Annotated in this window: 24 protein-coding genes (1 of these 24 cut by a window edge); 1 reads left to right on the top strand and 23 read right to left on the bottom strand. The window is 52.9% G+C overall.

The features are described from left to right. The 23 genes from lysS to PAECUDRAFT_RS10775 all read right to left on the bottom strand — a co-directional run. A protein-coding gene (gene lysS, locus PAECUDRAFT_RS10665) for a lysine--tRNA ligase (protein WP_006038103.1) crosses the window boundary here: on the bottom strand, positions 1-1,355 show its 5' portion. The gene continues 163 nt to the left of window position 1, outside the view; 1,355 of the gene's 1,518 nt are visible here — the first part of the coding sequence; the start codon lies at positions 1,353-1,355; the stop codon falls past the left edge of the window. Between the two features lie 78 nt (positions 1,356-1,433). Beyond that, positions 1,434-1,910: a transcription elongation factor GreA gene (greA, locus tag PAECUDRAFT_RS10670; RefSeq protein WP_006038104.1), complete on the bottom strand. Its 477-nt coding sequence runs from the start codon at positions 1,908-1,910 to the stop codon at positions 1,434-1,436. Between the two features lie 208 nt (positions 1,911-2,118). After that, positions 2,119-3,147: a tRNA dihydrouridine synthase DusB gene (gene dusB / locus PAECUDRAFT_RS10675; protein WP_006038105.1), complete on the bottom strand. Its 1,029-nt coding sequence runs from the start codon at positions 3,145-3,147 to the stop codon at positions 2,119-2,121. A 68-nt stretch (positions 3,148-3,215) separates the two neighbouring features. After that, the gene (locus PAECUDRAFT_RS10680; protein WP_006038106.1) at positions 3,216-3,431 is read right to left on the bottom strand and encodes a helix-turn-helix domain-containing protein; all 216 of its coding nucleotides are present in this window, start codon (positions 3,429-3,431) and stop codon (positions 3,216-3,218) included. After that, complete coding sequence (gene folK, locus PAECUDRAFT_RS10685) at positions 3,383-3,940, bottom strand: 2-amino-4-hydroxy-6-hydroxymethyldihydropteridine diphosphokinase (protein ID WP_006038107.1); 558 nt, start codon at positions 3,938-3,940, stop codon at positions 3,383-3,385. The genes PAECUDRAFT_RS10680 and folK overlap by 49 nt, the downstream gene beginning before the upstream one ends. Further along, complete coding sequence (gene folB / locus PAECUDRAFT_RS10690; RefSeq protein ID WP_006038108.1) at positions 3,918-4,304, bottom strand: dihydroneopterin aldolase; 387 nt, start codon at positions 4,302-4,304, stop codon at positions 3,918-3,920. Before folB ends, folK begins: the two co-directional genes overlap by 23 nt. Positions 4,305-4,333: 29 nt before the next feature. Continuing rightward, a complete protein-coding gene (folP, locus tag PAECUDRAFT_RS10695; protein ID WP_006038109.1) occupies positions 4,334-5,185 on the bottom strand; it encodes a dihydropteroate synthase in 852 nt (283 codons plus the stop codon). A gap of 15 nt (positions 5,186-5,200) precedes the next feature. Next, the gene (locus PAECUDRAFT_RS10700; protein ID WP_006038110.1) at positions 5,201-6,064 is read right to left on the bottom strand and encodes an aminotransferase class IV; all 864 of its coding nucleotides are present in this window, start codon (positions 6,062-6,064) and stop codon (positions 5,201-5,203) included. After that, on the bottom strand, positions 6,061-6,642 hold the full coding sequence (gene pabA / locus PAECUDRAFT_RS10705) for an aminodeoxychorismate/anthranilate synthase component II (protein WP_006038111.1): 582 nt from the start codon (positions 6,640-6,642) through the stop codon (positions 6,061-6,063). The genes PAECUDRAFT_RS10700 and pabA overlap by 4 nt, the downstream gene beginning before the upstream one ends. A gap of 14 nt (positions 6,643-6,656) precedes the next feature. Next, positions 6,657-8,330, bottom strand: coding sequence for an anthranilate synthase component I family protein (locus PAECUDRAFT_RS10710; protein WP_233516750.1), 1,674 nt, complete (start codon positions 8,328-8,330; stop codon positions 6,657-6,659). Positions 8,331-8,463: 133 nt separating this feature from the next. Continuing rightward, positions 8,464-9,402: a cysteine synthase A gene (cysK, locus tag PAECUDRAFT_RS10715; protein ID WP_006038113.1), complete on the bottom strand. Its 939-nt coding sequence runs from the start codon at positions 9,400-9,402 to the stop codon at positions 8,464-8,466. Between the two features lie 101 nt (positions 9,403-9,503). Next, entirely contained in the window at positions 9,504-10,466 is a 963-nt protein-coding gene (locus PAECUDRAFT_RS10720; RefSeq protein WP_006038114.1) for a peptidylprolyl isomerase, read from the bottom strand. 17 nt (positions 10,467-10,483) lie between these two features. Further along, positions 10,484-11,383: an Hsp33 family molecular chaperone HslO gene (gene hslO / locus PAECUDRAFT_RS10725; protein WP_040712146.1), complete on the bottom strand. Its 900-nt coding sequence runs from the start codon at positions 11,381-11,383 to the stop codon at positions 10,484-10,486. A 58-nt stretch (positions 11,384-11,441) separates the two neighbouring features. Beyond that, positions 11,442-12,230, bottom strand: coding sequence for a type III pantothenate kinase (locus PAECUDRAFT_RS10730; protein WP_006038116.1), 789 nt, complete (start codon positions 12,228-12,230; stop codon positions 11,442-11,444). After that, positions 12,227-13,090, bottom strand: a complete 864-nt coding sequence (nadC, locus tag PAECUDRAFT_RS10735; protein WP_006038117.1) for a carboxylating nicotinate-nucleotide diphosphorylase — start codon at positions 13,088-13,090, stop codon at positions 12,227-12,229. Before nadC ends, PAECUDRAFT_RS10730 begins: the two co-directional genes overlap by 4 nt. Further along, positions 13,083-14,696: an L-aspartate oxidase gene (nadB, locus tag PAECUDRAFT_RS10740; RefSeq protein ID WP_006038118.1), complete on the bottom strand. Its 1,614-nt coding sequence runs from the start codon at positions 14,694-14,696 to the stop codon at positions 13,083-13,085. Before nadB ends, nadC begins: the two co-directional genes overlap by 8 nt. Positions 14,697-14,731: 35 nt before the next feature. Next, the gene (gene nadA / locus PAECUDRAFT_RS10745) at positions 14,732-15,670 is read right to left on the bottom strand and encodes a quinolinate synthase NadA (protein WP_006038119.1); all 939 of its coding nucleotides are present in this window, start codon (positions 15,668-15,670) and stop codon (positions 14,732-14,734) included. A gap of 331 nt (positions 15,671-16,001) precedes the next feature. Continuing rightward, the gene (locus PAECUDRAFT_RS10750) at positions 16,002-17,615 is read right to left on the bottom strand and encodes a glycoside hydrolase family 26 protein (RefSeq protein ID WP_006038120.1); all 1,614 of its coding nucleotides are present in this window, start codon (positions 17,613-17,615) and stop codon (positions 16,002-16,004) included. A gap of 168 nt (positions 17,616-17,783) precedes the next feature. After that, positions 17,784-19,799, bottom strand: a complete 2,016-nt coding sequence (ftsH, locus tag PAECUDRAFT_RS10755; RefSeq protein ID WP_006038121.1) for an ATP-dependent zinc metalloprotease FtsH — start codon at positions 19,797-19,799, stop codon at positions 17,784-17,786. Between the two features lie 104 nt (positions 19,800-19,903). Beyond that, complete coding sequence (hpt, locus tag PAECUDRAFT_RS10760) at positions 19,904-20,443, bottom strand: hypoxanthine phosphoribosyltransferase (RefSeq protein WP_006038122.1); 540 nt, start codon at positions 20,441-20,443, stop codon at positions 19,904-19,906. 194 nt (positions 20,444-20,637) lie between these two features. Then, positions 20,638-22,080: a tRNA lysidine(34) synthetase TilS gene (gene tilS, locus PAECUDRAFT_RS10765; protein ID WP_006038123.1), complete on the bottom strand. Its 1,443-nt coding sequence runs from the start codon at positions 22,078-22,080 to the stop codon at positions 20,638-20,640. A 65-nt stretch (positions 22,081-22,145) separates the two neighbouring features. Continuing rightward, a complete protein-coding gene (locus PAECUDRAFT_RS10770) occupies positions 22,146-23,081 on the bottom strand; it encodes a serine/threonine protein kinase (protein WP_006038124.1) in 936 nt (311 codons plus the stop codon). Then, a complete protein-coding gene (locus PAECUDRAFT_RS10775; RefSeq protein WP_006038125.1) occupies positions 23,065-23,790 on the bottom strand; it encodes a vWA domain-containing protein in 726 nt (241 codons plus the stop codon). The genes PAECUDRAFT_RS10770 and PAECUDRAFT_RS10775 overlap by 17 nt, the downstream gene beginning before the upstream one ends. A gap of 194 nt (positions 23,791-23,984) precedes the next feature. Here PAECUDRAFT_RS10775 and PAECUDRAFT_RS10780 point away from each other — a divergent pair, with 194 nt between their 5' ends. Then, positions 23,985-24,323 carry a YrdB family protein gene (locus PAECUDRAFT_RS10780; protein ID WP_006038126.1) on the top strand — a complete coding sequence of 113 codons (339 nt, stop codon included), beginning with the start codon at positions 23,985-23,987 and terminating at the stop codon, positions 24,321-24,323. The last annotated feature ends 150 nt before the right edge of the window (positions 24,324-24,473 follow it).

Genomic DNA, 24,473 nt, shown 5'->3' on the forward strand with positions numbered 1-24,473 from the left:
GCTTCGTCATTGCCATGCTCGCGCTCAAGCAGCTGCGCTTCGAAGCGCTCGCGTTGATCGATTGGATCGTTAAGCTCCGTGAAAGCATTCGCGTGCTCGCGCGCTACAATAAAGAGCTCGAAACGGTCCGTGAAACGCGGATCCTGCTCGTTCTTCTTTGCCAATGGCGAAATGTCCACAGGATGGCCCGTAACAAACGTTGGCTGAATAAGCGTATGCTCGCAGAATTGCTCAAAGAATGCATTAAGGATATGACCCGCTGCCCAGTGCTTCTCAACTGGCACCTTGTGCTGGCGTGCTGCTTCGTGTGCTTCTTCATTCGAGATTTGAGCTGCAAAATCTACACCTGTAGCTTCTTTAACGAGGTCCACCATCGAAACCCGGCGCCATGGCGTGCCAAGGTCGACTTCGCTTCCTTGATAATCAATAACGGTTGTGCCGAGCACCTCTTGGGCGATATGCTTCACGAGGTTCTCCGTCAACGCCATGATATCTTTGTAGTCAGCGTACGCTTCATACAACTCGATCATCGTAAATTCAGGGTTATGACGTGTTGAAATGCCTTCGTTACGGTAAACGCGGCCAATCTCATACACTTTCTCCAAACCGCCCACGATAAGACGCTTCAGATGAAGCTCAATCGCAATACGCATATAAAGCTGCATGTCGAGCGCGTTATGATGCGTAATGAATGGACGCGCAGAAGCTCCGCCGGCAATTGCATGCAGGGTAGGCGTTTCGACTTCAAGATAGCCTAGCGAATCAAGGTAACGGCGCATCGATTGGATAATGCGCGAACGCGCGATGAACGTCTGCTGCACATCAGGGTTAGTGATAAGATCCACGTACCGCTGGCGGTAGCGAAGCTCGACGTCTTTGAGGCCATGATGCTTGTCCGGCAACGGAAGCAGCGATTTTGTCAGAACGACGATCTCCTTGGCTTTTACCGAGGTTTCGCCTGTATTCGTTTTGAATACGACGCCGCGAACGCCTACAATGTCTCCGATGTCGAGCAGGTCGAATGCTGCATACTCTGTTTCCGAAAGCGTGTCTTTGCGCGCATAAATTTGGATCTTGCCCGTCAAATCTTGAATATGCGCAAAAGAGGCTTTGCCCATGCCGCGTTTTTGCATGATACGGCCTGCAAGCGCAACCTCGATTTGTTGGGATTCAAGCTCTTCCTTCGTTGTCTCCTCATGCGCGTCGAGAATGTCCTTCGCCACATGCGAACGCTCGAATTTGCTTCCGAACGGATCGACGCCTAGCGCGCGAAGCTCGTCCAATTTGTTGCGGCGAATTTGTAACAGCTCGCTTAGCTCTTGCTGCTCTTGTAACTCTTGTTGTTGCTGATCCACAGATAACCACTCCTACCGGTTTCTTACGAACGAAAAAGCTTCCAAGGGAAGCTTTTTCGAGTGGGTCGCACGAAAACCTTATTTTTTGATTTCGAGAATTTTATACTGAATGACGCCAGCCGGGACGCTTACTTCTACGGTAGCGCCAACTTTTTTACCCAAAATTGCTTTGCCAACTGGACTTTCATTAGAGATCTTGTTATTCAACGGATCGGACTCAGCCGTTCCGACGATTGTATAGTCCACTGTGTCACCGAATTCCAAGTCTTCAACCGAAACAGTCGAACCAATGCTAACCGTCTCTGTATCGATCTCATCGTTGTTGATGATACGCGCGTTGCGCAGCATTTTCTCAAGCGTGATGATGCGACCTTCGATGAAAGCCTGCTCGTTCTTCGCATCCTCGTATTCCGAGTTCTCACTGATGTCACCGTAGCCGATGGCAACTTTAATCCGCTCTGCCACTTCACGACGCTTTACCGATTTGAGGTTTTCGAGTTCCTCTTCTAGCTTTCTCAACCCGTCCTGAGTCAGAATAACCTCTTTATCGCCCATCTTGTGATTCTCCTGTCACGTGAAGTATTTTCATACATCCATGATACCTGTATGAATTCACTATTACTTAATATATTACACAAGTCGCTGATGATGTTAGCCGTTCAACGGCTCCATAAAAGCGCTTGCCCCATTTATATTGCTTGATTATATTGCAGTATCACATCAAATGTCAATCAAAGCCAGCCTTGGCGGAATGACGGATTCCTCATTGCGCCGCGGCTTCGCCGTCGGTCCAATTGGCTGCTTTTACAGCGCCTGCATCTTCCGGTAAAGATTCAATATATTGATTCAGAATCGCGACCATTTTGTCACGGCTTGTCTCTTCCATAATGGTATCCTTGATACGAGCAGAGCCTTGCAGCCCTTTCATGTACCATGCCATATGCTTACGCATCTCGCGCACAGCCGTCGATTCGCCCTTCAGTGAAACAAGGCGATCCATGTGAAGGATGGCGATCTCCATTTTCTCCTTCGGTGTCGGATCAGGCAGCAGTTCCCCGTTGGTCAAATATTGAATCGTTCGATAGAGCATCCACGGGTTGCCGAGCGCCCCGCGTCCAATCATAACGCCGTCTACGCCCGTATGATCAAGCATGCGCTTAGCATCCTCAGGCGTGAATACGTCGCCATTGCCGATAACCGGAATGGATACGGCTTCCTTGACCTCTTTAATAATATCCCAATTCGCTTTGCCGGTATACAATTGCTCCCGGGTCCGGCCATGCACGCTTACAGCGCTGCCGCCTGCACGTTCCACTGCACGAGCGTTCTCAACAGCGAAAATATGCTCGTCATCCCAGCCGATACGCATTTTGACCGTTACCGGTTTATCGACAGCTTCTGTCACCGCGGATACCATCTCATAGATCTTATTCGGATCGAGCAGCCAGCGCGCGCCAGCATCGCATTTGGTTACCTTCGGCACCGGACAGCCCATATTAATGTCGATGATATCGGCATTCGTCTGTTTATCCACGATCTTCGCTGCCTCGACGAGCGATTCGCGGTCGCCCCCAAATATTTGCAAGCTAAGCGGCTTCTCCCGTTCGTCAACATACAGCATTTCCAGCGTGCGCTTATTGCCGTGGAGGATCGCTTTATCGCTCACCATTTCCGCACAAACAAGACCCGTGCCGAACTCCTTCGCAATAAGACGAAAGGCCGGATTGCAAACACCAGCCATCGGCGCAAGCACCACGTTGTTCTTCATCTCGATATTTCCGATTTTTAGCATGCTACTCCATACTCCTTTCGCATTCCACGTAAAAGCTGGCCGTTTCCTTGTTCGTCGGTTCCATTCCTTTAATGCGCCTTGCCGACCTGCGTAAGCTCGTCATAATCGATGCCAAGCGTCTCTGCAATGTTAGCAAGCAGCTTGGGGTCGGGCTTGCGCGTGCCCCGCTCTAGTGAACCAAGCACCGCCACCGAAACGGACAACCGTTCGGCGAGCTGCTGCTGCGTAAAGCCTTTTAACTTTCGAAATGCGCGGATGCGCTGTGCCAATTGATCGTTTTCCATCTAGTGATGCCTTCCTTTCCGTCCCGACAAGCCAAGTTAGCTGATTCTGCCACCGCTGAATACAGCGGATGCGTCTCTGTAAGCACGTCGCGAAGCGGCACCAGTACGAACGCCCGCTCCATCATCCGGGGATGAGGAAGGGTGAGACGCTCCGTATCTTGGGATATATCGCCGTACATCAGCAAATCGAGATCTACCGTGCGCGGTCCCCAACGGACAAGGCGCACGCGCCCCAGCTGCTGTTCGATCGCTTGCAGCGCGTCCAACAGCTCTTCCGGGCCAAGCCGGGTGCGAATCGCCGCTGCCATATTCAAAAATGCAGGCTGATCCGTATACCCCACTGGATCCGTTTCATATACATCCGACACCCGCTCAACAACAATATCCTCATGTGCTGCGAGCCGTTCTATTGCACGCTCCAACGTTTCGCCTCTGTCCCCCAAATTGGAGCCGAGCGCGACATATCCCTCTATTGAACCCGCTAAATCAGACGGGAACGATTGTACCATGTTCATCCCGCTTTCTGCGAAGCTCCACTGTCACGCCATCAAAATGAATCTCAAAAGGCGGATTCGGCTTCGTGACACGAACCGTCACTTCATTGAGAATAGTATAAGTCTGCAGCAACTTAGATGCAATGGCACCCGCCAGCGCTTCAATGAGCTTGAGGGGTGGCCCTTCTACTATAGCTTTCGTCAACGCATGAAGCTCTGCATAATTGACCGTTGCATCCAGGTTGTCCTCTTCGGCTGCCCGCGACAAATCCAGCTTCAACTCGAGTTCTACGCCGAATTTTTGACCGAGCTTGTTTTCTTCAGCGAAAACCCCGTGGTAGCCAAAAAATTGCATGCCTTTCAACGTCATCGTATCCATAAGAACCCCCCTTGCCTGATCAAGTATAGTTAGCCCTTGCCCCGATCCCGATAAACAATCGCATCAGTCATAAGCGATACGCGCTTCATCGCCTGGACATCATGCACGCGAACAATCCCGCAGCCCTGCATAATACCGATGGATACAGTGGCCGCCGTGCCCTCAACCCGCTCATGGGAAGGCACGCCGCCCAGCGCCTGGCCGATGAACCCTTTGCGAGATGTTCCTAAAAGTACAGGGTAGCCGAGTTCGGCCAAATCCGTCAGCCTGCCCATCATCGCTATATTCTCGTCATAGTCCTTAGCAAATCCGATGCCCGGATCGAGCCATATGCGATCATCCCGCACTCCTGCGGCGTGCGCAATACGAATGCTTTCTTGCAGATCAGCAATGACGTCACCGACAAAATTCGTATAATTACGATCCGGCCGATTATGGTTCAGAATGACAGGGCACTCAAATTCCGCTGCTGCAACAGCCATCCGTGGATCATGCCTAAGCGCCCAAATATCGTTAATGATATGCGCTCCTGCCGCTAGGGATTGACGGGCTGTCTCCGGCTTGTAGGTATCAATGGACAGCGGGATGTGAGGCAGCGCCTGACGAATGGCATGAATGACTGGCACCACGCGGCGAATCTCTTCTTCTTCCGGTACTGGCACATAACCCGGCCGTGTAGATTCGCCTCCGATATCGAGGATATCCGCACCTTCGGCGACCATCTGCTTCGCTCTCTCCACCGCCGCCTGAACGGTATCATAGCGGCCCCCATCGGAGAAGGAATCCGGGGTAGCGTTCAGAATGCCCATGATTAAGGTTCTGGCGCCAAGCTCCAGCTGCACGCCTCCGCTCAATCGCACTATGTGTTTTTTAGGAGTCATCGCCTTACTTCCCTTCTAAAAGCTTCGATAAAGCTTCAGCAGCTTGCGCAGCACGGGACCAGCCGTACCATCGCCTATTGGCGCGCAATTACCTGCCCCATCTGCAAGGCTCGTAACAGGAACGAGCTCTTGTATCGAGTTCGTCACCCATACTTCATCCGCATCCAACAGCTCATCCCACCGATACAAGCCTTCCTCGATCACGAAGCCTGCTTGCTCCGCCAAGGTCAGCACATGGGCGCGCGTCACGCCCGGCAATATGCCGGTTAATAAGGACGGGGTACAGATGATGCCATTGCGCACAAAGAACAAATTGCTGACGATGCCTTCCGTAAGCCAGCCTTCCTTCGATAAGAGCAGCCCTTCCGCACCCGGGGATGCCCCGGAAAGCTGCAGCTCCTGCTTTGCGATAATATTATTCATGTAATGCAACGATTTTAAACGAATATCGCCCTCAGGCGTATTCCTGATCGTGCGCAGCAGCCGCAATTCCCGTCCTGTCTCGTACAGTTGCGGTGCCGTTGGCGGCAATGGCTTGACGAGTAGCCAAACGTTCGGCTGTTCATAATCACCGGCCGGCAGCCCGAGCCCGCCATCTCCTGCGGAGACGGTAAGCCTGACATACGCATCCGTAAGCTCATTCGCTTTCATAACTGCGACTAGCCAGCTCTCAATCTGAGAAGGATCAGGCGAATACCGAATACGAAGCGCTTCGCATCCCTCTCTCAACCTTTGCAAATGGGCATCAAGCAAATGCGGACGCCCACCGTAGGTACGAAACGTCTCAAACAGCCCCATTCCGTACAAAAAGCCGTGGTCGAATACGCCGACCACAGCTTCCTCCGCATGTATGACGGAACCGTTGTACCCGACCTTCATCGTGCTGCGCCTGCTCGTAGAGCGAGGAAATTGCGGAGCATCGTCAGGCCGTTCTCGGTAATAATCGATTCCGGATGAAATTGTACGCCTTCGATCGGATACTCCTTGTGGCGAAGGCCCATAATCTCGCCTTCTGCTGTCTCTGCCGTAATCTCCAAGCAATCGGGAAGCGTCTCGCGCTTCACAATTAGGGAATGATAGCGAGTCGCAATGAATGGCGACGGTATGCCATCGAAGATAGAGCGCCCATCATGCAGGATCTCGGATGTTTTGCCATGCATCAGCTTCTCTGCACGCACAACATCGCCGCCGAATGCTTGTCCGATCGATTGGTGGCCAAGACAAACGCCAAATATCGGGATTTCTCCTTTGAATCGGTCAATGACCGCCAAGCTAATGCCTGCCTCATTCGGTGAGCACGGCCCCGGCGAAATCAGAATATGATCGGGCGCCATCGCCGCGATATCATCCAACCCGATCTCATCGTTGCGCTTCACAACGATGTCCTGCCCTAGCTCGCCCAAGTACTGTACCAGGTTGTACGTAAACGAATCGTAATTGTCGATTACCAGTATCATAGCGATGACCTCCTTTATAATAAGCGGCTGCTTAGCGCCCCCGGCTCAGCTTTACCCTCATGCTTGGTTTGCTTGTCTGGCTGATCATGAAACCGTTCGCCAAGCTGAATCGCCTTCCAGAGCGCCTTAGCCTTGCTAAGCGACTCATAATATTCTCGCTGCGGAATGGAATCGATCACGATTCCTGCGCCCGCCTGAATATGAACGACGTTATCGCGCACGGTCATCGTTCTTATAATAATATTAAATTCCATATTCCCGCAGTAGTCAATCCATCCCATCGAGCCCGTATACGGGCCTCGTCTAGTCGGTTCAAGCTCTTCGATGATTTCCATCGTACGGATTTTGGGCGCACCCGTAATCGTCCCTCCCGGGAACGTTGCCGCAATGACATCAAAAGCATCTTTGCCCGGCGCAATCCGGCCTTCGACTTGCGATACGAGGTGCATCACGTGGGAATAACGCTCGATGACCATAAGTTCCGGGACGTGTACCGATCCATAGCTGGCGATTCGACCCAAATCATTCCGTTCAAGGTCGACCAGCATAATATGCTCCGCCCGTTCCTTCTCGGTATGGAGCAGCTCCTGCTCCATTGCCACATCCTCTTCGGGCGTTTGCCCTCTTCGGCGCGTGCCGGCAATCGGCCTCGTCGCCAGCACCCCGTCCTTCAGCTCGACCAGCAGCTCCGGCGAGCCCGAAACGAGCTGAAAATCCGGACAGCGCAGAAAGCCCATATAAGGCGAAGGGTTGACGACCCGCAGCCATTCGTAGAGCTCCTCTGGCGATACAGCGGTCTGTTTGCTCTGGCGAAGCGACAAATTGACCTGAAATACGTCGCCTTGGCCGATATACTGCTGGATTTTGCGCACGGCATTTTCGTAAGCTTCCTTTTCAAAAGGGGAAAACGTATCCGCCACCGACTCGACATCGATGGTAAGCGATTCGGAAGCCAGCTTGCTTAGCCGCTCTTCACGCGTCAAGAAGCCCGGCGGTTCCATCCTCGGCTCATCGCTAAACCGAGTCCGCCAATAATCGGCCATCGCCGCTGTTTGCTGCACCGCACGCTCATATAAAGTCTCCAGATCCTGTTCAGTGGCATGCTCCGGAATAGCGGTATGCGCCGCACAGTATAAGGCATCCTCTTCTAAATCAATGACCCACAGCTCGTCCATCCGCATGAACAAGTAATCCGGTACCCCGAGGTCATCGCTTGCGATCTCAGGCAGACGCTCAATCGTTCGAATGACGTCGTAGCCCCAAAATCCCGCGCAGCCCCCCGTCCAGGCAGGCCCCCCTTCTACCCTCGGCCCCCGATATGGCGCCATCCATCGCCTTACAACATCCAGCGGCGCACCTTCCCATGACGTTGTGTCCGCCAACCGCCTCTCCTGTGCAGGATCCGAGGCAGCGCCCGACCAATCGATGGATTGGGCAGATTGCAGCTTGCCTTGAATAACGGATGAAGGATGCAGGCCCAAATACGTATATCGCCCGCCCTTGCCGCTTTCAAATACAAACGAGTAAGCATCAGCATCCTGCCATGCCGCTTTCCATGAAGCAATCTTGTTGCCCGCGCCGTTCAACGACAATTTATGCAATACCGGCAGCGTCGAATAGGCACGCTCGGCGTGCCACCGTTGCCACTCTTTCCAAGCGGTGAACATCACCTTCAACCCCCGTTCCATCCATCTATTTCGCCTAGTATACAGAATGATGGAGCAAAAGAAAAGCAACTGCCGCAGACGATATAGCCAGTATTCACAAAAAAGAGCCTTCCATTCCGAGGAATGGAGGCTCGTTATTCGTTATGACTGCGTATTAGTTCTCGAAGTTGAACAGCGGCGTGCTCAAGTAACGTTCGCCATTGGATGGAACGACGGCTACGACACGTTTGCCTTTGCCCAATTCTTTAGCCACTTGCAATGCTGCGAAGATCGCCGCACCGGACGAAATACCGCACAGAATGCCTTCTTCGCGAGCAGCACGACGTGCTGTTTCGAACGAATCTTCATTCTCTACCGTAATGATGCCATCATAAATCTCACGGTTCAAGATATCAGGCACGAAGTTAGCGCCGATCCCTTGAATTTTGTGAGGACCTGGCTTGCCGCCCGACAGAAGCGGCGATGCCGCTGGTTCTACAGCGTAGATTTTGATGTCGGAGAAGTTTTGCTTGAGCACTTCGCCTGCACCCGTAATCGTACCGCCCGTGCCAATGCCGGCGATGAATGCGTCCAGCTTGCCATCAAGCGAGTTGATTGCTTCTACGATCTCAGGACCCGTCGTCTCGCGGTGCACCTTCACGTTTGCTTGGTTCTTGAACTGTTGCGGCATGAAGTAGTTAGGGTTTTCTTGCGCCAGCTCTTCTGCTTTCTTAACAGCGCCGTTCATGCCTTCCGATCCTGGCGTAAGCACGAGGTCCGCGCCGTAAGCGCGAAGCAGGTTGCGGCGCTCGATGCTCATCGTTTCTGGCATAACGAGAATAGCTTTATATCCTTTAGCAGCTGCTACCAAAGCAAGACCGATACCCGTGTTACCGCTCGTCGGTTCAACGATCGTGTCACCCGGCTTCAGAATACCTTGTTGCTCAGCTACTTCTACCATGCTGATTGCAATCCGGTCTTTAACGCTAGCACCCGGATTCTGATACTCAAGCTTAACATAAATCTCCGCGCTGTCTTCAGGCACAAGGCGATTCAGACGTACGAGCGGCGTATCGCCGATCAATTCTGTAACACTTTGAACAATCTTTGCCATTGATAAACTGCCTCCTTATTCCGACTAGTTCAGTTGGTTTTACCTGTCTACATCTTATCAATGCCATTTACAATTGTCAACACTTACTTTTCCGTCAACCCCTACGGGGCCGCGGGATTGCGCTTATCTTCGCCGTATTTGCGAAGCAGCTCATCCTCCACCTCGGGCAACGGCCTAGCCTGCTCCAGCGAAACCTGCCGGCGGGCTTCCTCGCGACGTTGGCCGAGCGCCATGCCTTCCCGCTCCCGCCGCTCATCTAACCGAATGATCGCATAGCCGCCCTCGGTTTTTACCGGTCCTGTTACTTGACCAACATCAAGCGAATGCGTAGCATCCAACAACGCAGCCTCGACTAAGGGGTCATTATCTTCAATATACCCCAGGTCGCCGCCTTGCTCGGAGGTGAAAGCGTCAATGGAATAGGTCTTTGCCATTAGCGCAAAGTCTTCGCCGTCGCTCAATTTCTCTATGACGTCATTTGCATCCGAACGCGTTCCCGTCAAAATCCAGCGGAGCTTCAGCTCCGTTACGCCTGTGAACTCTGAGGCGTGCTCCGCCAAGTATTCATCAATCTGGTCGTCGGTTACGGTTATCGCCCGGGTTGCGATTTGTTCCAATAACAGCCGATACTCCGCGTCAGCCTGAACGTCTTCCCGCGACAAGCCGAGCTGCTCCTGCATTTCCTCATAATATTCAGCTTCCGATCCGTACCCTTCCATTGTTCGAGCAAGCTCCGCAGACAGCTGCTCTGCCGTCACGGTTAACCCTTGGGCCGCCGCTTCAAGCTTGACCGCTTCGTGCAGCATCATCGTCCGCAGCATCGAAGCGCCGTACTGCCGATGCAGCTCTTTCGTCAAATCCTGCTCCGTAATCGGCTTCCCGCCAATGATGGCCAACACTTTCCCTTCCTCACGCGAAAGCTCGTCCGCTCCTCCTGTGCCGCCCTCGGCTGGCTTGGGCTTATTCAAAAAGGGCACATAGTGCGTCGTGACCACGATCGCCACCACGATCATACATACAGCCTGCAGGGACACCAACCCTCGCAGCATTCGGTCTTTCTTCATTTCCTCAAGCCTTTCGGTTATTGGAGCGGCTTCGGCTTCGCTTGCTCAAGCAGCTCGATTAGCTGCTCACGATCAAACGCGTACGCTTCATTGCAGAAATGGCACACGACTTCGGCTTTTCCGTCTTCCTCAATAATTTGTTGCAGCTCTTGCTGACCCATGCTGATCAGCGTCCGCTCTGTGCGCTCGCGCGAGCAGCGGCAGCGGAAATGGATATCCGTCGTGTCGTGTATCGTCAGGTCGTCTCCGACAAGGAACTTCAAAATCTCTTCCGGCGTCTCGCCCTGATCCAGCAGCGCTGTAACAGGCGGCATTGTACTCACCGCTTGCTCCAAGCGCGTAAGCTCTTCCTCCGTCAGTCCCGGCAGTACTTGTACGATATAGCCGCCTGCATGCAATACGGATCCGTCTGTATCCACCAATACGCCAAGCCCTACGACGGAAGGCGTTTGCTCCGATACTGCGAAGTAATACGTGAAATCCTCAGCGAGCTCACCCGATACGATCGGCGAGCTGCCGCGGTACGGCTCTTTTAGCCCGAGGTCCTTAATAATATGAATGTAGCCGGTCCGGCCAACAGCTCCCGCCACGTCCAGCTTACCCTGCGAGTTGCTTGCCATGTGCACTTGCGGGTGATCTACATAACCGCGAACGTTGCCCTTGGCATCCGCATCGACGACGATTTGGCCGATTGGTCCGTCACCCTTAATCTGAATCGTGAGCTTTTCCTCGCCCTTCATCATTGCGCCCATCATGGCGCCCGCTGCTAACGTCCGTCCAAATGCCGCGGTGGCAGTCGGGAACGTCCCATGCCGGCGCTGCAATTCGCCAACAAGCTCCGTCGCACGAACCGCGAACACCCGAATGCGGCCGCCCCACGCTGTACCTCTTATCAATATATCGTTCTGCGTTTCCATCATGGATGCCTCCCTTGCTTGATTCGTTCTAGAAACTCGATTAAGCCGATTCCGTTCTTTATTGCTCGCTTGCAGCTGCGCTTTCTTGATTCCGTTCAAAAATAATGCGAAGCCCCTCGAGCGTCAGCAATGGATCAACCTCTTCGATCGTCTCCGATTCCGCCGCAATCAGCTCTGCAAGGCCGCCTGTCGCGATAACGCGGGGCTTCACGCCAAATTCGGTACGAATGCGACGCACGATGCCATCCACTTGCCCGGCGTAGCCGAAAATAATGCCCGCCTGCATCGACGTTATCGGGTTGCGCCCGATGACGCTCTTCGGCCGAACGAGCTCGATGCGAGGAAGCTTCGCTGCGCGCTGGTACAGCGCTTCGGTTGAAATGCCAATGCCCGGCACGATCGCGCCGCCAAGGTAGCTGCCCGAAGAATCGATGTAATCGAAGGTTGTAGCTGTTCCAAAGTCGACGACGATTAGCGGCTGTCCGTATTTTTCAATACCCGCTACCGCATTAACGATCCGATCGGCGCCCACCTCGCGCGGATTCTCGTAACGGATGTTCAGCCCTGTCTTCACGCCCGGACCAACAACAACTGGCGTTTTGCGCATGTATTTGATGCACAGCTGCTCTAGCGTCCGCATCAGCGGAGGGACGACGCACGATATAATAACGCCGTCTATTCGTTCAAGCGACAAGCCCGTAAATTGAAACAAATTGTTAATCGATATGCCATACTCATCCACAGTTGCGGAGCGGTTCGTGCTGATTCGCCAATGATGCAGAAGCTCCTTGCCTTGGTATACGCCGAGTACAATATTCGTATTCCCTACATCAATAACCAAAATCACGCCGATGCCCCGCCCTTCTTCTCATTCAAGTCCAGACTAATATCCAGCGCTTGGAACGAATATGTCAGACCGCCTACACTGATAACATCGACACCCGTCTCGGCGATGCCTCGCACCGTATCGAGCGTAACGCCGCCCGATGCTTCCGTAATAACATGGCGAGCCATTGCTTTGACGCGCTGCACCGCTTCTGTCATTTGCTCCAGGCTCATGTTGTCGAACATGATGATGTCGGCACCGCAGGACACAGCTTCATACACCTGCTCCATCGACTCCGTTTCCACTTCGATCTTCATCGTATGCGGAATGCGCGCACGCGCTGCCGTCACTGCGGCACGGATGCTTCCCGCGCCTTTGATATGATTGTCCTTAATCATAACAGCGTCGTACAAACCGAAGCGATGATTAGCGCCGCCGCCCACGCGCACAGCGTATTTCTCCAGCATACGATGCCCAGGTGTCGTCTTCCGCGTATCAACGAGTCGCGTTCCGAGCCCTTCGAGCGCATCGACGAAAGCGCGCGTCTTCGTCGCAATGCCCGACAGTCGCTGCATCAGGTTCAATGCGAGCCGTTCCCCCGTCAGCAAGCTATGCGTGCTGCCCTCAGCCGCGGCGATAACCGTCCCCTTCGTGACCCGATCGCCATCTTGAACGAGCGCCGTGTATACAATATCAGGGTCCACGACTTCAAATACGAGCCGGGCGATGTCCAAGCCTGCAATTAGTCCATCTTCCTTCACGTGGATGATCGCTTTGGAACGGCTGCCGATCGGAATCGTTGTCTCCGTCGTAATGTCGCCCATGCCGATATCCTCGGCCAGCCAAGCTCTTATTTGTTCACGCAATGCGTAATCATACATCGTGAATCCGCTCCTCTGTCAATCCGTAATCGCGGTGCAGCACGGTGTGCTTGCGCCAGACTTCGTCATTCCGCTCCGGGAAATCCTCGCGCGCATGCGCCCCCCGGCTTTCCTCGCGCGCCAGTGCCGATTCCGTTGTGAGCAGCGCGCAAGTCAACAGGTTAGCGAATTCATATTCCTCGCGCTTGGTCAGTACGGATTGGAAAATCGGCAGCTGCCGCTTCAGCTCCTCCAGCCCTTTGGCTAGCCCCTGGCCGTCACGGCGAAGACCGGCATAGCGCACCATAATCTTTTGCAGCTTTAGACGGCGTTCCACGACGGCCTGCATCGGAATGCCGCTTCGCTCGGCTTCATAATGAATGATCGGCTTCGCCGAAATAGGCGGAAGCTCCGCAATCCGTTCTACAATTCTTCTGCCGAATACGATTGCCTCCGACAACGAGTTGCTCGCCAAACGGTTCGCGCCATGAACGCCAGTAGATGACACTTCGCCGCAGGCAAACAGGCGTTTAATATTCGTCTCACCGTTAAGATCCGTCTTCACGCCGCCCATCATATAATGCATCGCTGGCGCGACTGGAATCCAGTCTGTCGTCAGGTCTAGTCCGTAGGTGAGGCAAGTTTCATAAATGGTTGGGAAGCGATGCTTGACCATTTCTTCCGATTCATGCGTAATGTCCAAGTAAACAAAGGTAGACTTGGTTTCCTCCATCTCGCTCACGATCGCTCTGGCTACGACGTCGCGCGGCGCCAGCTCCAGCTGCTCATGATACTTATGCATAAAACGCTCGCCCTTGATATTGCGCAGGTATGCGCCCTCTCCGCGTACAGCCTCCGAAATAAGGAAACGCGGCGCCCCTGGGTAACAAAGCGATGTCGGATGGAATTGAAGAAACTCCATATCTCGTATGTAAGCACCCGCACGATAAGCCATCGCGATGCCATCACCGGTCGCCACGTCAGGATTAGTCGTATAACGATACAGCTGCCCCGTACCGCCTGAGCACAAAATCGTTGCCTTGCCGCGGACGAACAAGCGCGAGCCGTCCGGCTTCTGTACAATTGCACCGCAGCATTCGCCTTGAATGGTCACGAGGTCAATGACAAAATGATCGTCCCACACCTCAACGCCTTCTTTAGCAACTGCCTTCTCCGATAATGCGCGCACGATCTCAAAGCCTGTTGCATCTCCGTTAGCATGCAAAATCCGCCGCTGGCTATGCGCGCCTTCCTTGGTTAATGCGAATTCGCCGTTCTCCAAGTCAAACTGCGTACCCATGCGAATCAGATCCTCTACGCCCCTTGGCCCTTCGTGCACGAGCGCATTCACGGCGTCATGATCGCATAGCCCCGCGCCTGCAATCAACGTGTCCTCCAAATGATAAGCAGGGGAATCGTCGTCCGAAATTACGGCGGCGATACCCCCCTGAGCATATCGTGTATTACTGTCGAGCAGCGATTTCTTCGTGATCATGAGCACGGAGCCGCTTTTACTCGCCTTAATAGCGGTAAAAAGACCGGCGATGCCGGCCCCGATGACGATAACGTCCTTCTCGATAACCGGCAACTCGTCCAGTCGAACGTCAATTAAATATGATGGAATCATAAGATGGATGCCTCCAGGCATAAAAATAATGACGCTTATTTAACCTGCAGCATGCGCTCCAACGACTTGCGGGCTTGGTCAGCTACTGTCGGCGGCACATAGATTTGCGGCTGCATCGTTTCCAAACATTTGACGAGCTTCTTCAGGTTGTTAACCTTCATGTTCGGACATACCAGATATTTGTTCGCAAAATGGAACGTTTTGTTCGGGCTGTCCACTCGCAGCTGGTAACCCGTGCCGTCCTCCGTGCCTACGATGAACTCTTGGCAGTCGGAGTTTTTGCAATATTCGAGAATGCCCGTCGTGCTGCCGACATAATCACCAAGCGCAACGACTTCCGGACGGCACTCAGGATGAACGACGAATTGCGCGTTCGGGTATTTCGCTTTCATTTCCTCTACATCTTTGACGGTCAGCATATCATGCGTGTTGCAGTAGCCTTCCCAGATGATCATTTTCTTGTCCGTGTGCTGCTGCACGTAATGCCCTAGATTCTTGTCCGGAACCCAAATGATTTCGTCGGACTCCACGGAGTTAATGACCTTAAGCGCATTGGACGAGGTGCAGCAGATGTCCGTCTCCGCCTTGATCTCCGCCGAGGAGTTGATATAAGTAACGACCGTCGCGTTCGGGTGCTGCGCCTTCAGCTTGCGCAAACCGTCCACGTTGACCATATCTGCCATTGGGCAGCCGGCCCGCTCGTCTGGAATGAGTACCGTTTTGTTCGGTGCAAGAATTTTAGCGCTCTCGCCCATGAAATGTACGCCGCAGAACACGATAACGTCTGCATCGGTCGCCGCTGCCTTCTGTGCAAGCAGGAAGGAGTCGCCGCGGAAATCAGCTACCTCTTGAATTTCATCCCGTTGATAGTAGTGGGCCAGAATAATGGCGTTACGCTCTTTCTTCAGCTGCATGAGGCGTTCGCGCAACTCGCGGTTCTGTTCCGCCTTGCGTTCCAGTGCCAATGCTTCCATGGGTGTCTCTCCTCTTCGTGCGGTCATTTTTATATGGATATGATGTACTTTGTGAATTCGTGCACATACTTAGCCGCCGCATCCGTTATAGTGTGAACAAATCATGTCTGTTTCATTGATTAAGTTTAAATGTACACGTGGCGACGTGGACTGTCAATTGCTAGAGTAAGCCATTTGGCGCATTAGACCGCCATTTGTTCTAGTTGACCCTGCGGAATAGGGGAAAACCGCCGGATATTACCTCTTTTCGGAGTGTGCCGCATCCTTTTCAGAGGAGTGAGCGCTATCTCCCAATATAAGGAAATAGCGCTCACTGTTGGTTCCAGGATAATCATTTAACCGTTACGGGTACCTTTTGCGTCGTCGCAAGCTTGCCATTGCTATCGTAGGCCTTAACAACAACTGTAATGGATTTCCCCTTATAGACCGCAAAATTAATGGAAGCTTTCCACGGAAGCTGGGTAGTCGCAGCAACGACCTTGCCACCGATCTCATACGTTACTTTGCTTAATATTGGCGTCCATGACTTTACATACGCTGATACCTTCTGCGTGCTCGCCTCCACGGTTGCACCGCTAATCTTACGGTAAGCAATCGGCGACTCGTCGCCAACCGTGCTCAAGTAGAAGGGGCTGGCAATCGACTGCTTGTAAGCCTCCAGCAGCTTCGCGTTCGCCGAAAGCATATAGTATTTGACCCGATTTGACGCGTCGTGATTGCTATCGAAGTAGAAGACCCCTTTTACCTTCGGATACACCATAGGGAGCGTCATATAGAACTGCTTCAGCTGATAGCTAGACCAAGCCGTCTTATCCTGGAGCTTCTCCGGGTACATGTATGAAACGCCGCCTTCTGAGATAAATACAGGCTTGCGGTCCGCATATAGCTTATAGATTAAATCGAACTTGTCGAGATGGCTGGAGCGATCCTCGCCCTTCTTCAGCGGATCAAGCGTTGGGTTAAAGATCGTATATAAGCTGACTCCCACCCAATCCACGTAAGCATCGCCGGGATAATAATCCTCAATATTATATTCCGGAATTTGGCCTGGTGCCCACACCATAGCTGCACTGTCTGGCGCCGTCTTATGAATCACATTCGCCACAAGCCGAAACTTCTCAATGTACAGCTTCGGATTACCGTTCCATGGCACCCAGTCCCCGTTCATTTCATTCGCGAAACGGACGAAAATAGGAATGCCTGCATCCGCGATCTCTTGAGCAAACTGATGCAAATACGCATCATCTTGAACTTGGTTCAGGCCCTTAATGGGTTGAATGCCCAACTGTAACGCGGTTCCATTCGCCCGCGCTTCCTCAATATGGCTCTTCAATGAGGAGAGCGGATTGCCATAAGTGAAATACAGAAGATAAGCGGCATGCTTCTTGCCCGTTAGCTGAGGAAACCCCTCCGTATAAAACGGATTGCTCGTCTTCGCATTATGCACCTTCGGATCGAGTTCGGCATAAGCGCCGATCAAGGCGCCATTCTTCGGCTCAAATATTGCTTGATGATAATTCGTATTGCCGAGTTTTGCTGCCTCCGTTTCGACGAATAGCTGCGCACTGCTGCGGAGCGCATCCGCTTTGCGCTTGGCCGCGATGCTGATTTGCGTCTGCCCCACTTTGCCCGCATACAATGCTTCCAAATCCCAGCTAGCCACAGCATCATCGTACTTGCCGAGAATGGAGTAATCCGCGCCGATGTTACGATAAATGTTAGACGCATTGCCATATTGCTGTGTCTTCACAAATTCGGCGGCAATGATCTTATATTTCGCTATGGCCTCTGTATACTTCCCCTTGGCCTCTAACTGCTGCGCTTCCTTATAAATGCCCCATACGTTCATCGCATACGCATTCCCGCCTGGGATGGCCGTTATTGATAGAACCATTACCGCAATAAGCAATAGTAGTACTGATTTCCATTTCTTCTGTCCTAGCACGCTTCGCTCCCCCATATCTTTAGTTCTTTATTCTCACTCCCAATAATAGGACAAGTTTACCATAGGGGTACTAGGACTTAAAGCGTTACTTATCTACATAAGCAAAAAGACCCAGCCCATTGCGCGGTTACCCACACAATAGAGCTGAGTCTTCTTCTAATGAATCGCTTAAGCGTTCCGATCTGGCCCGCCTTCGCCATTTCCATCGTCTTCACCTGTCGTATCGCTCGCCGGAGGTGCAGCCTCATCAGCTTCCTTCGTCTGGATACGAACTTTCACGCCGCCGATCGTATCGATCTTCACGTCGGCATGCGTTTCCGCAGGAATCGTCTCGCCTTCAGGAAGCTCGCCATCGATGGAACCTGTCTCAATCAAACGTTTAATCTGCTCAAGCTCAAGCGTCTCTTCGCTAAGCAGCGTCTGTGCGATCAAGTGCATCTCTTTGGTCTTCTCTGTCAGGAGGTTCTTCGCCCGCGTGTAGCATTCGTTAATCATGCGCTGCATTTCCTGATCGATCTGGTACGCGATTGTATCCGAGTAGTTCTGCTCGTGTCCGATATCGCGGCCAAGGAATACTTGGCCTTGCGTGCTGCCGAACTGCATCGGTCCAAGCTTCTCGCTCATCCCGTACTCCATGATCATGCTGCGCACGATGCTAGTTGCTTGCTTAAAGTCACTGTAAGCGCCTGTTCCGATTTCGCCGATGAACAACTCCTCGGCAACACGGCCGCCAAGCAAGCCCGTAACTTTATCAAGCAATTCCTGCTTCGTAACAAGCATCCGATCTTCCTTCGGCATCATGATGACGTAACCGCCAGCCTTGCCGCGAGGAATAATCGTTACTTTATGAACAGCGTCCGCGTGCTCCAGGAAGTAGCCGACGATCGTATGGCCCGCTTCGTGGTAAGCCACGATGCGTTTCTCACGGTCACTAATGACACGGCTACGCTTCTCCGTACCTACGATAACGCGGTCGATTGCTTCATCAACCTCGACCATAGCGATGTCTTTCTTATTGCGGCGAGCTGCTAGGAGCGCTGCCTCGTTCAACAGGTTCTCGAGGTCTGCGCCCGTGAAGCCTGTCGTACGTTTCGCAATAATATCGAGCTTAACATCCTTGGACAACGGCTTATTGCGCGCGTGTACTTTCAGTACCGCTTCGCGGCCTTTCACATCTGGACGGTCAACCGTAATTTGACGGTCAAAGCGTCCTGGACGGAGAAGCGCCGGGTCCAAAATGTCAGGGCGGTTCGTTGCTGCAACGATAATAATGCCTTCGTTCGCGCCAAACCCGTCCATCTCGACGAGCAACTGGTTAAGGGTTTGCTCGCGCTCGTCGTGTCCGCCGCCAAGGCCTGCGCCACGCTGACGGCCAACAGCGTCAATCTCGTCAATAAAGATGATGCACGGAGCGTTCTTCTTCGCATTCTCGAACAAATCGCGAACGCGCGATGCGCCGACGCCAACGAACATTTCCACAAAGTCGGAACCGGAGATGCTGAAGAACGGTACGCCGGCTTCGCCTGCAACAGCGCGAGCAAGCAACGTTTTACCCGTGCCCGGAGGTCCGACTAGCAGCACGCCCTTAGGAATGCGTGCGCCAACGGCTGCGAACTTGCGTGGGTCCTTCAGGAACTCTACGACCTCAACAAGCTCTTGCTTCTCTTCATCCGCGCCCGCCACATCCTCGAACGTAACGCGCTTCTTCTCTTCGTTGTACAGACGTGCACGGCTTTTGCCAAAGTTCATCACTTTGCCGCCGCCGCCCTGAGCCTGATTCATCAGGAAGAAGAAGAGGATAAAGATGATCACGAAAGGAATGATCGATGTCAGGAACGTGAGCCAGATGCTCTCGCCCTTCATCTTCTTATAGTTGATTTCGATGTTGTGAAGCTCCGCCTGCTCGTTGATTTCCTTCGTTACGAACTCATCAACGTTGGTGCGGGTATAGAATTTTTTTGCATTGGCTTCCGGCGGTTTTTTATATTCACCAGTGACCAAATAGGAGTAGCCATCAAATTGTAATTCTAAGCTTGCAATGTTGTCCGTTTTGAGTGCTTTCTGGAACTCATCGTATCGAATTTGCGACGATGAGTCGTTCTGGCTGCTGATAAATTGGACAATCCCCACGGTCACCAAAAAAATAAGTAAATAAAATCCAGTGTTCCGGATGATTCGATTCATCCCCAACCTCCTCTCGAGACGCTTTAAATATTTTACCATAGCATGACTTTCCTTCACAAGAATGCGCGGACAGCCATGCTAGAGGCGAATCGCTAAGATAAGTTTTACTTGGTGTAAACTTCGGGACGCAAGATGCCGACGAACGGCAGATTGCGGTAATGCTCAGCGTAATCAAGACCATAGCCTACGATAAATTCATCGGGCAGACTGAATCCTGTATAGTCCGCTTCGAGGTCAACCGTGCGGCGCGCAGGCTTGTCGAACAGCGTAACGACCGTAACCGACTTCGCATTACGGCGCTCAAGCACGTCGATCAAGTAGCTGAGCGTCAGGCCGCTGTCGATAATATCTTCAACGATAAGCACTTCACGGCCTTCGACCGTAACGTCAAGATCCTTGATGATCTTCACGACGCCCGACGACTTGGTAGAAGCCCCGTAACTGGAAACCGCCATAAAGTCGATTTCTAGAGGGATGCTTAATTGTTTAACCAGATCTGACATAAATATAAACGCGCCCTTCAAAACACAGATGACGAGTGGGTTGCGCCCCTCGAAATCTTGGCTGAGCTGCTCGCCTAATTCCTTGACCTTGTTTTGAATTGTTTCAGCATCAAACAGTACTTCCTGGATATCTTTTAGCAAATTGAATCCTCCTAAAGATTATGCGTCTGCTCTGGGCTTTACGCCCAGATATGCAGCATAAGCTGCTTCGTAAGCATTCGCTTCGATTATGCGTCTGCTCTGGACTTTACGCCCAAGTTTGCAGCATAGGCTGCTTCAGCTCCCTCGCCTAGGCTTGGGCTTGTAACTTATATGTATGATCGTACAAGGGCTGCTTATTCAATGTTCGTCTCAATTGGCGACGCATGTACGCGCAATACGTTCACTGTAGCCGCGCCTATCGGAGCGATTGCCGACCGTCTTGCTCCCGGAATCCACAGCACCTGTCCTTCTGCATCGACAAGCAGCGGAATCCGATCCCGATCGGAGGATGGCACCTTCAGATCAACGAACATATCTTGCACCTTTTTGGTGCCGTTTAATCCAATAACTCGCATCCGGTCGCCCGGACGCCGATTGCGAATGGATAGAGGGAACATAAGCTGATCCGCATCGAATGCGACATGATAGGGCCCTCGTTCTGCTGCTGCGGCTGAAAGCGTCAGCCGAAACGACATTCCCCCCTCTGGAACCTGCAAGATTCCTTCCGCTCCTGAAATGACGTACATATAAGGCGAGCAAGGCCTCAGCCTCTGGCTGTTCATGCCAGACCATCGCAATACATCATACGTTCTAACGAAAACTACGCCGCTACCGGCATCCATTCGCCAAGTTGTAGGAGAAGATGCAAGTGCAGCAGTTCGCATCGATTCAATCCGGTCAAAATCTACCGTTTCCGACAGTTTCATGCCAGCTGTTTCCAATGCGAGATAATCTAATATTAGTTTAATCAATCTCCTTTGTAAAGCGACGGGGAGGCCAGCGAAATCTGCCCGGTGGAGCTCGCAATCCATCCCCTTGGAGCAGGTTACCAGCTGCTTGAAAACACGTGATGCCTCGTCATTCATCCACTGATCTTCCGCCGATGCCAGCTCGGCAAGCCGATTAAGCGAAACCGGCAATTGCGGGTTATACTTGGCTAAGTAAGGCATGACATCCAATCGAATCTCGTTGCGGAAATAGTCCCGTTTTTCATTGCTGCTGTCCATGGCATAAGGAATTTCATATTGCGAGATGTAGCGAAAAATATCCGTCTTGTACATACGAAGTAGCGGACGGATAAGTTCCACGTTTTTATCAAGGCGTTTGGGCTGAATGCCGGCAAGGCCTCCGGCCCCCGCGCCGCGCAGCATGCGCATTAGCACGGTCTCCGCTTGATCGTCGGCATGGTGGGCTAGCGCAATCCGATTCGCCCCATGCCGCGAGGCGACTTGGTGCAGAAATTCGTATCGGCGCAGCCGCGATGCCAGCTGCCCGTTCATACCTGTTTCTTCAATATATGTCGGCATATCCAGCTTAACAGCCTCGAAAGCAATACCCAGCTGTTCAGCGAAGGCGCGCACCTGCTCCCCTTCAGCTGTAGACTCCGCTCCCCTGAAGCCATGATCGACATGCGCAGCTACAAGCTTCAGTCTGTCTGCCGTCGCGATCCGATGCATGAGATGAAGCAGCATCATGGAATCCGGCCCGCCGGATACTGCAATCACGATCGTATCCCCTTGCTGCCATAGCTGATCCGAATCGCGCGCCGCGATTAATTGCTTCATCCACTCGTCCATAAACGCTCATTCCCTTTCAATAAACGCTCGCCCTGTGCAAAGCAGGCTGCCGAGCCGAGCAAGCCTTACCATTCAAGCCACAGCAGCCAAATGATAGCCGCTCCCGCAACGCCTGCCGACAGCATAAACAGCCCTTTCATCCAGCCCGGCACGGGCGGACTGCTCTTCATCGTCCCGGAACGGCTGACCAGCCGCTGCCACGAAGCCGCCGCTTCGCGCGCATTCGCAAAGCGCCCCGCCATCGCATCGCTTAACCAGCCCATAAAGGGGCGAAGCGCAGGCTGCAGTTGTGCCAAGCGCAGCAGCTCCTCCGGGGAGCGATTTTGCGGCAGCAGTTGATGGGTCAACTGCAGCAGTCGCTTGCTATCTTGCAGCTGAATGCACAACACGGCAAAGGAGAATAGGTCATAGCCGCTATCCGCCATCCGTTTGCCGGCATTCCAGTAGCCGCGGTCATAAATTTCGGTAAACTGGCGAACCCCTTTGCCAAACCCGGTTACGCCGCCGTAATCGACGAGCTCGACCCGACCATACTCGGCGACGAGCACATTTTCCACCTTCAAGTCCCCGAATGACCAGCCCGCTTCATGCAGCTCAGACAGCTTGCGCAGCAAATTATACCCGACCAACGGGAACCATTCCGGCCCTTCTCTGGCCAAATAATCCGACAGCGTCACTCCGCGAACATAACGCATCACATAGAAAGGGAACTCCTGCCCGTCGGGCATAAGCAAATCATCGACATCGACAAGAAACGGCTCGGTATCCGGCCGTTTCATTCGTCGCTGCAAATCCAGCGATTGCAGCACATTAATTTCGGATTGAAGGTCGACAGCGTCTGCGCCGGCTTTCAACGCATACCACACCTTGTCGCGCTGTACAAGGAACACCTTGCCGTTAGCGCCTTCTCCCAGCATCCGCTCGATGCGATATTGCTTCCCCTTCCACTTGCCAGTGACGACCGAACCGCGGCCGAGGGTGAATTTAAACGACGTAGTCACTCATCATCCCGTCCGTTTCATCTCTACTCTTTCTACCATAATCCCCTTGGCGGTAAAAATCAATGACGGACATAATCGCCGGGCCGGTCGGCGTCGTGCCCCGCATCTGCAATTTTGGGAAGATCGACTGCACGCCGCCGAGGTTATCCGTCCAATCCAGATCCAACGTACAATCTTCGCCATAAGCCGATCCTGGAAAATGGAACACGGACAGCTCGCTGGCTCCCTGCCTCGATTGGAGGCTCAGCATCAGGTCGCGGATTGCCTCTTCTACTGCCGCTAGCTTAGGCTTCATGCTCGCACTCGCATCAATCAGCAGCGCAACGCGCAGCTTGGATGTCTCGCCCAGCTCATCGATAACGCGCACCACTTCCCCGCGCTTCTCTGGAGGGAGCGACTCGATCGAGGTTTGCCCGAACACCTGCTTTAACTCCTTCTGGACCGCCATCTGTATCGTCTGCACGACCGTTTTGCGCGTCATCATTTGCACCGTCTGCGACAGCTGCTTCGTATTCACGAGCCGACTCATGCCGCCTCCCGCTCGTGCAATCTCCTCGATCTCCGTCGCACCAAAATCGCCAACATCGCCTCTATCAACTACACCGACGACATTCACCGTTATCGCTTCCGCATGCGCATGCGCTGCCGCCACAACCGGGCTAACGCCGACATTGGAGCAACCGTCTGTAATAAGTAGAATTTGTTTCACAAGATCCCCTCCTCCGTAAAATGGGCAACGCGCTCAGCTCTGTGCCTCGCGACTCTATGCATCTCTCTAGCAGTTTTACCGAGAATGACGAGTTTTAGACGTAACTATCGCCCATTGACAAAACTAATAACATTAGTTATTGTAAAAGCTAACCACATTAGTTTTGAAAGGACTCTTTGGAGGAGGGATTCATTTTGGCTATTTTATTAATGATAAATCTCGGCCTAACGTTCATCCTAGAGCTTCTCGCCGTTGCGGCACTCGGGTACTGGGGCTTCCATGCCGGTTCAAATCTGCCGCTTCGCCTTCTATTAGGGATTGGTGCGCCCGTGCTCATGATCTTCGTGTGGGGTACTTATCTAGCGCCGAAAGCTTCGATACCGATCGAAGGCGCATGGAAGACACTCATGATCGTCATCGTATTCGCGCTCGCAGCCTTAGCGCTGTATGCAGCCGGTCATCCGAGGGCCGCCGTTTGGTTTTTCGTCATCTTCCTGCTCAATTTCATCATTAATGCGTTAGCTGGCCAGTGATAAATGGAGGCATGCCAATAAGCTCTGCAGCCGCTTTATTCCAAAGCGTACCGCGAGCTTATTGGCCTAGCCTGATTTCGCTTGCCGGTTCGCACGCGAATGAGCGTGCTGCGCCGTGGCGATCGTTACCTATATACACGTCCGCTCTAT

This window comes from Paenibacillus curdlanolyticus YK9, from assembly GCF_000179615.1.
In the GTDB taxonomy this organism is placed as follows: Bacteria; Bacillota; Bacilli; order Paenibacillales; family Paenibacillaceae; genus Paenibacillus_T; species Paenibacillus_T curdlanolyticus.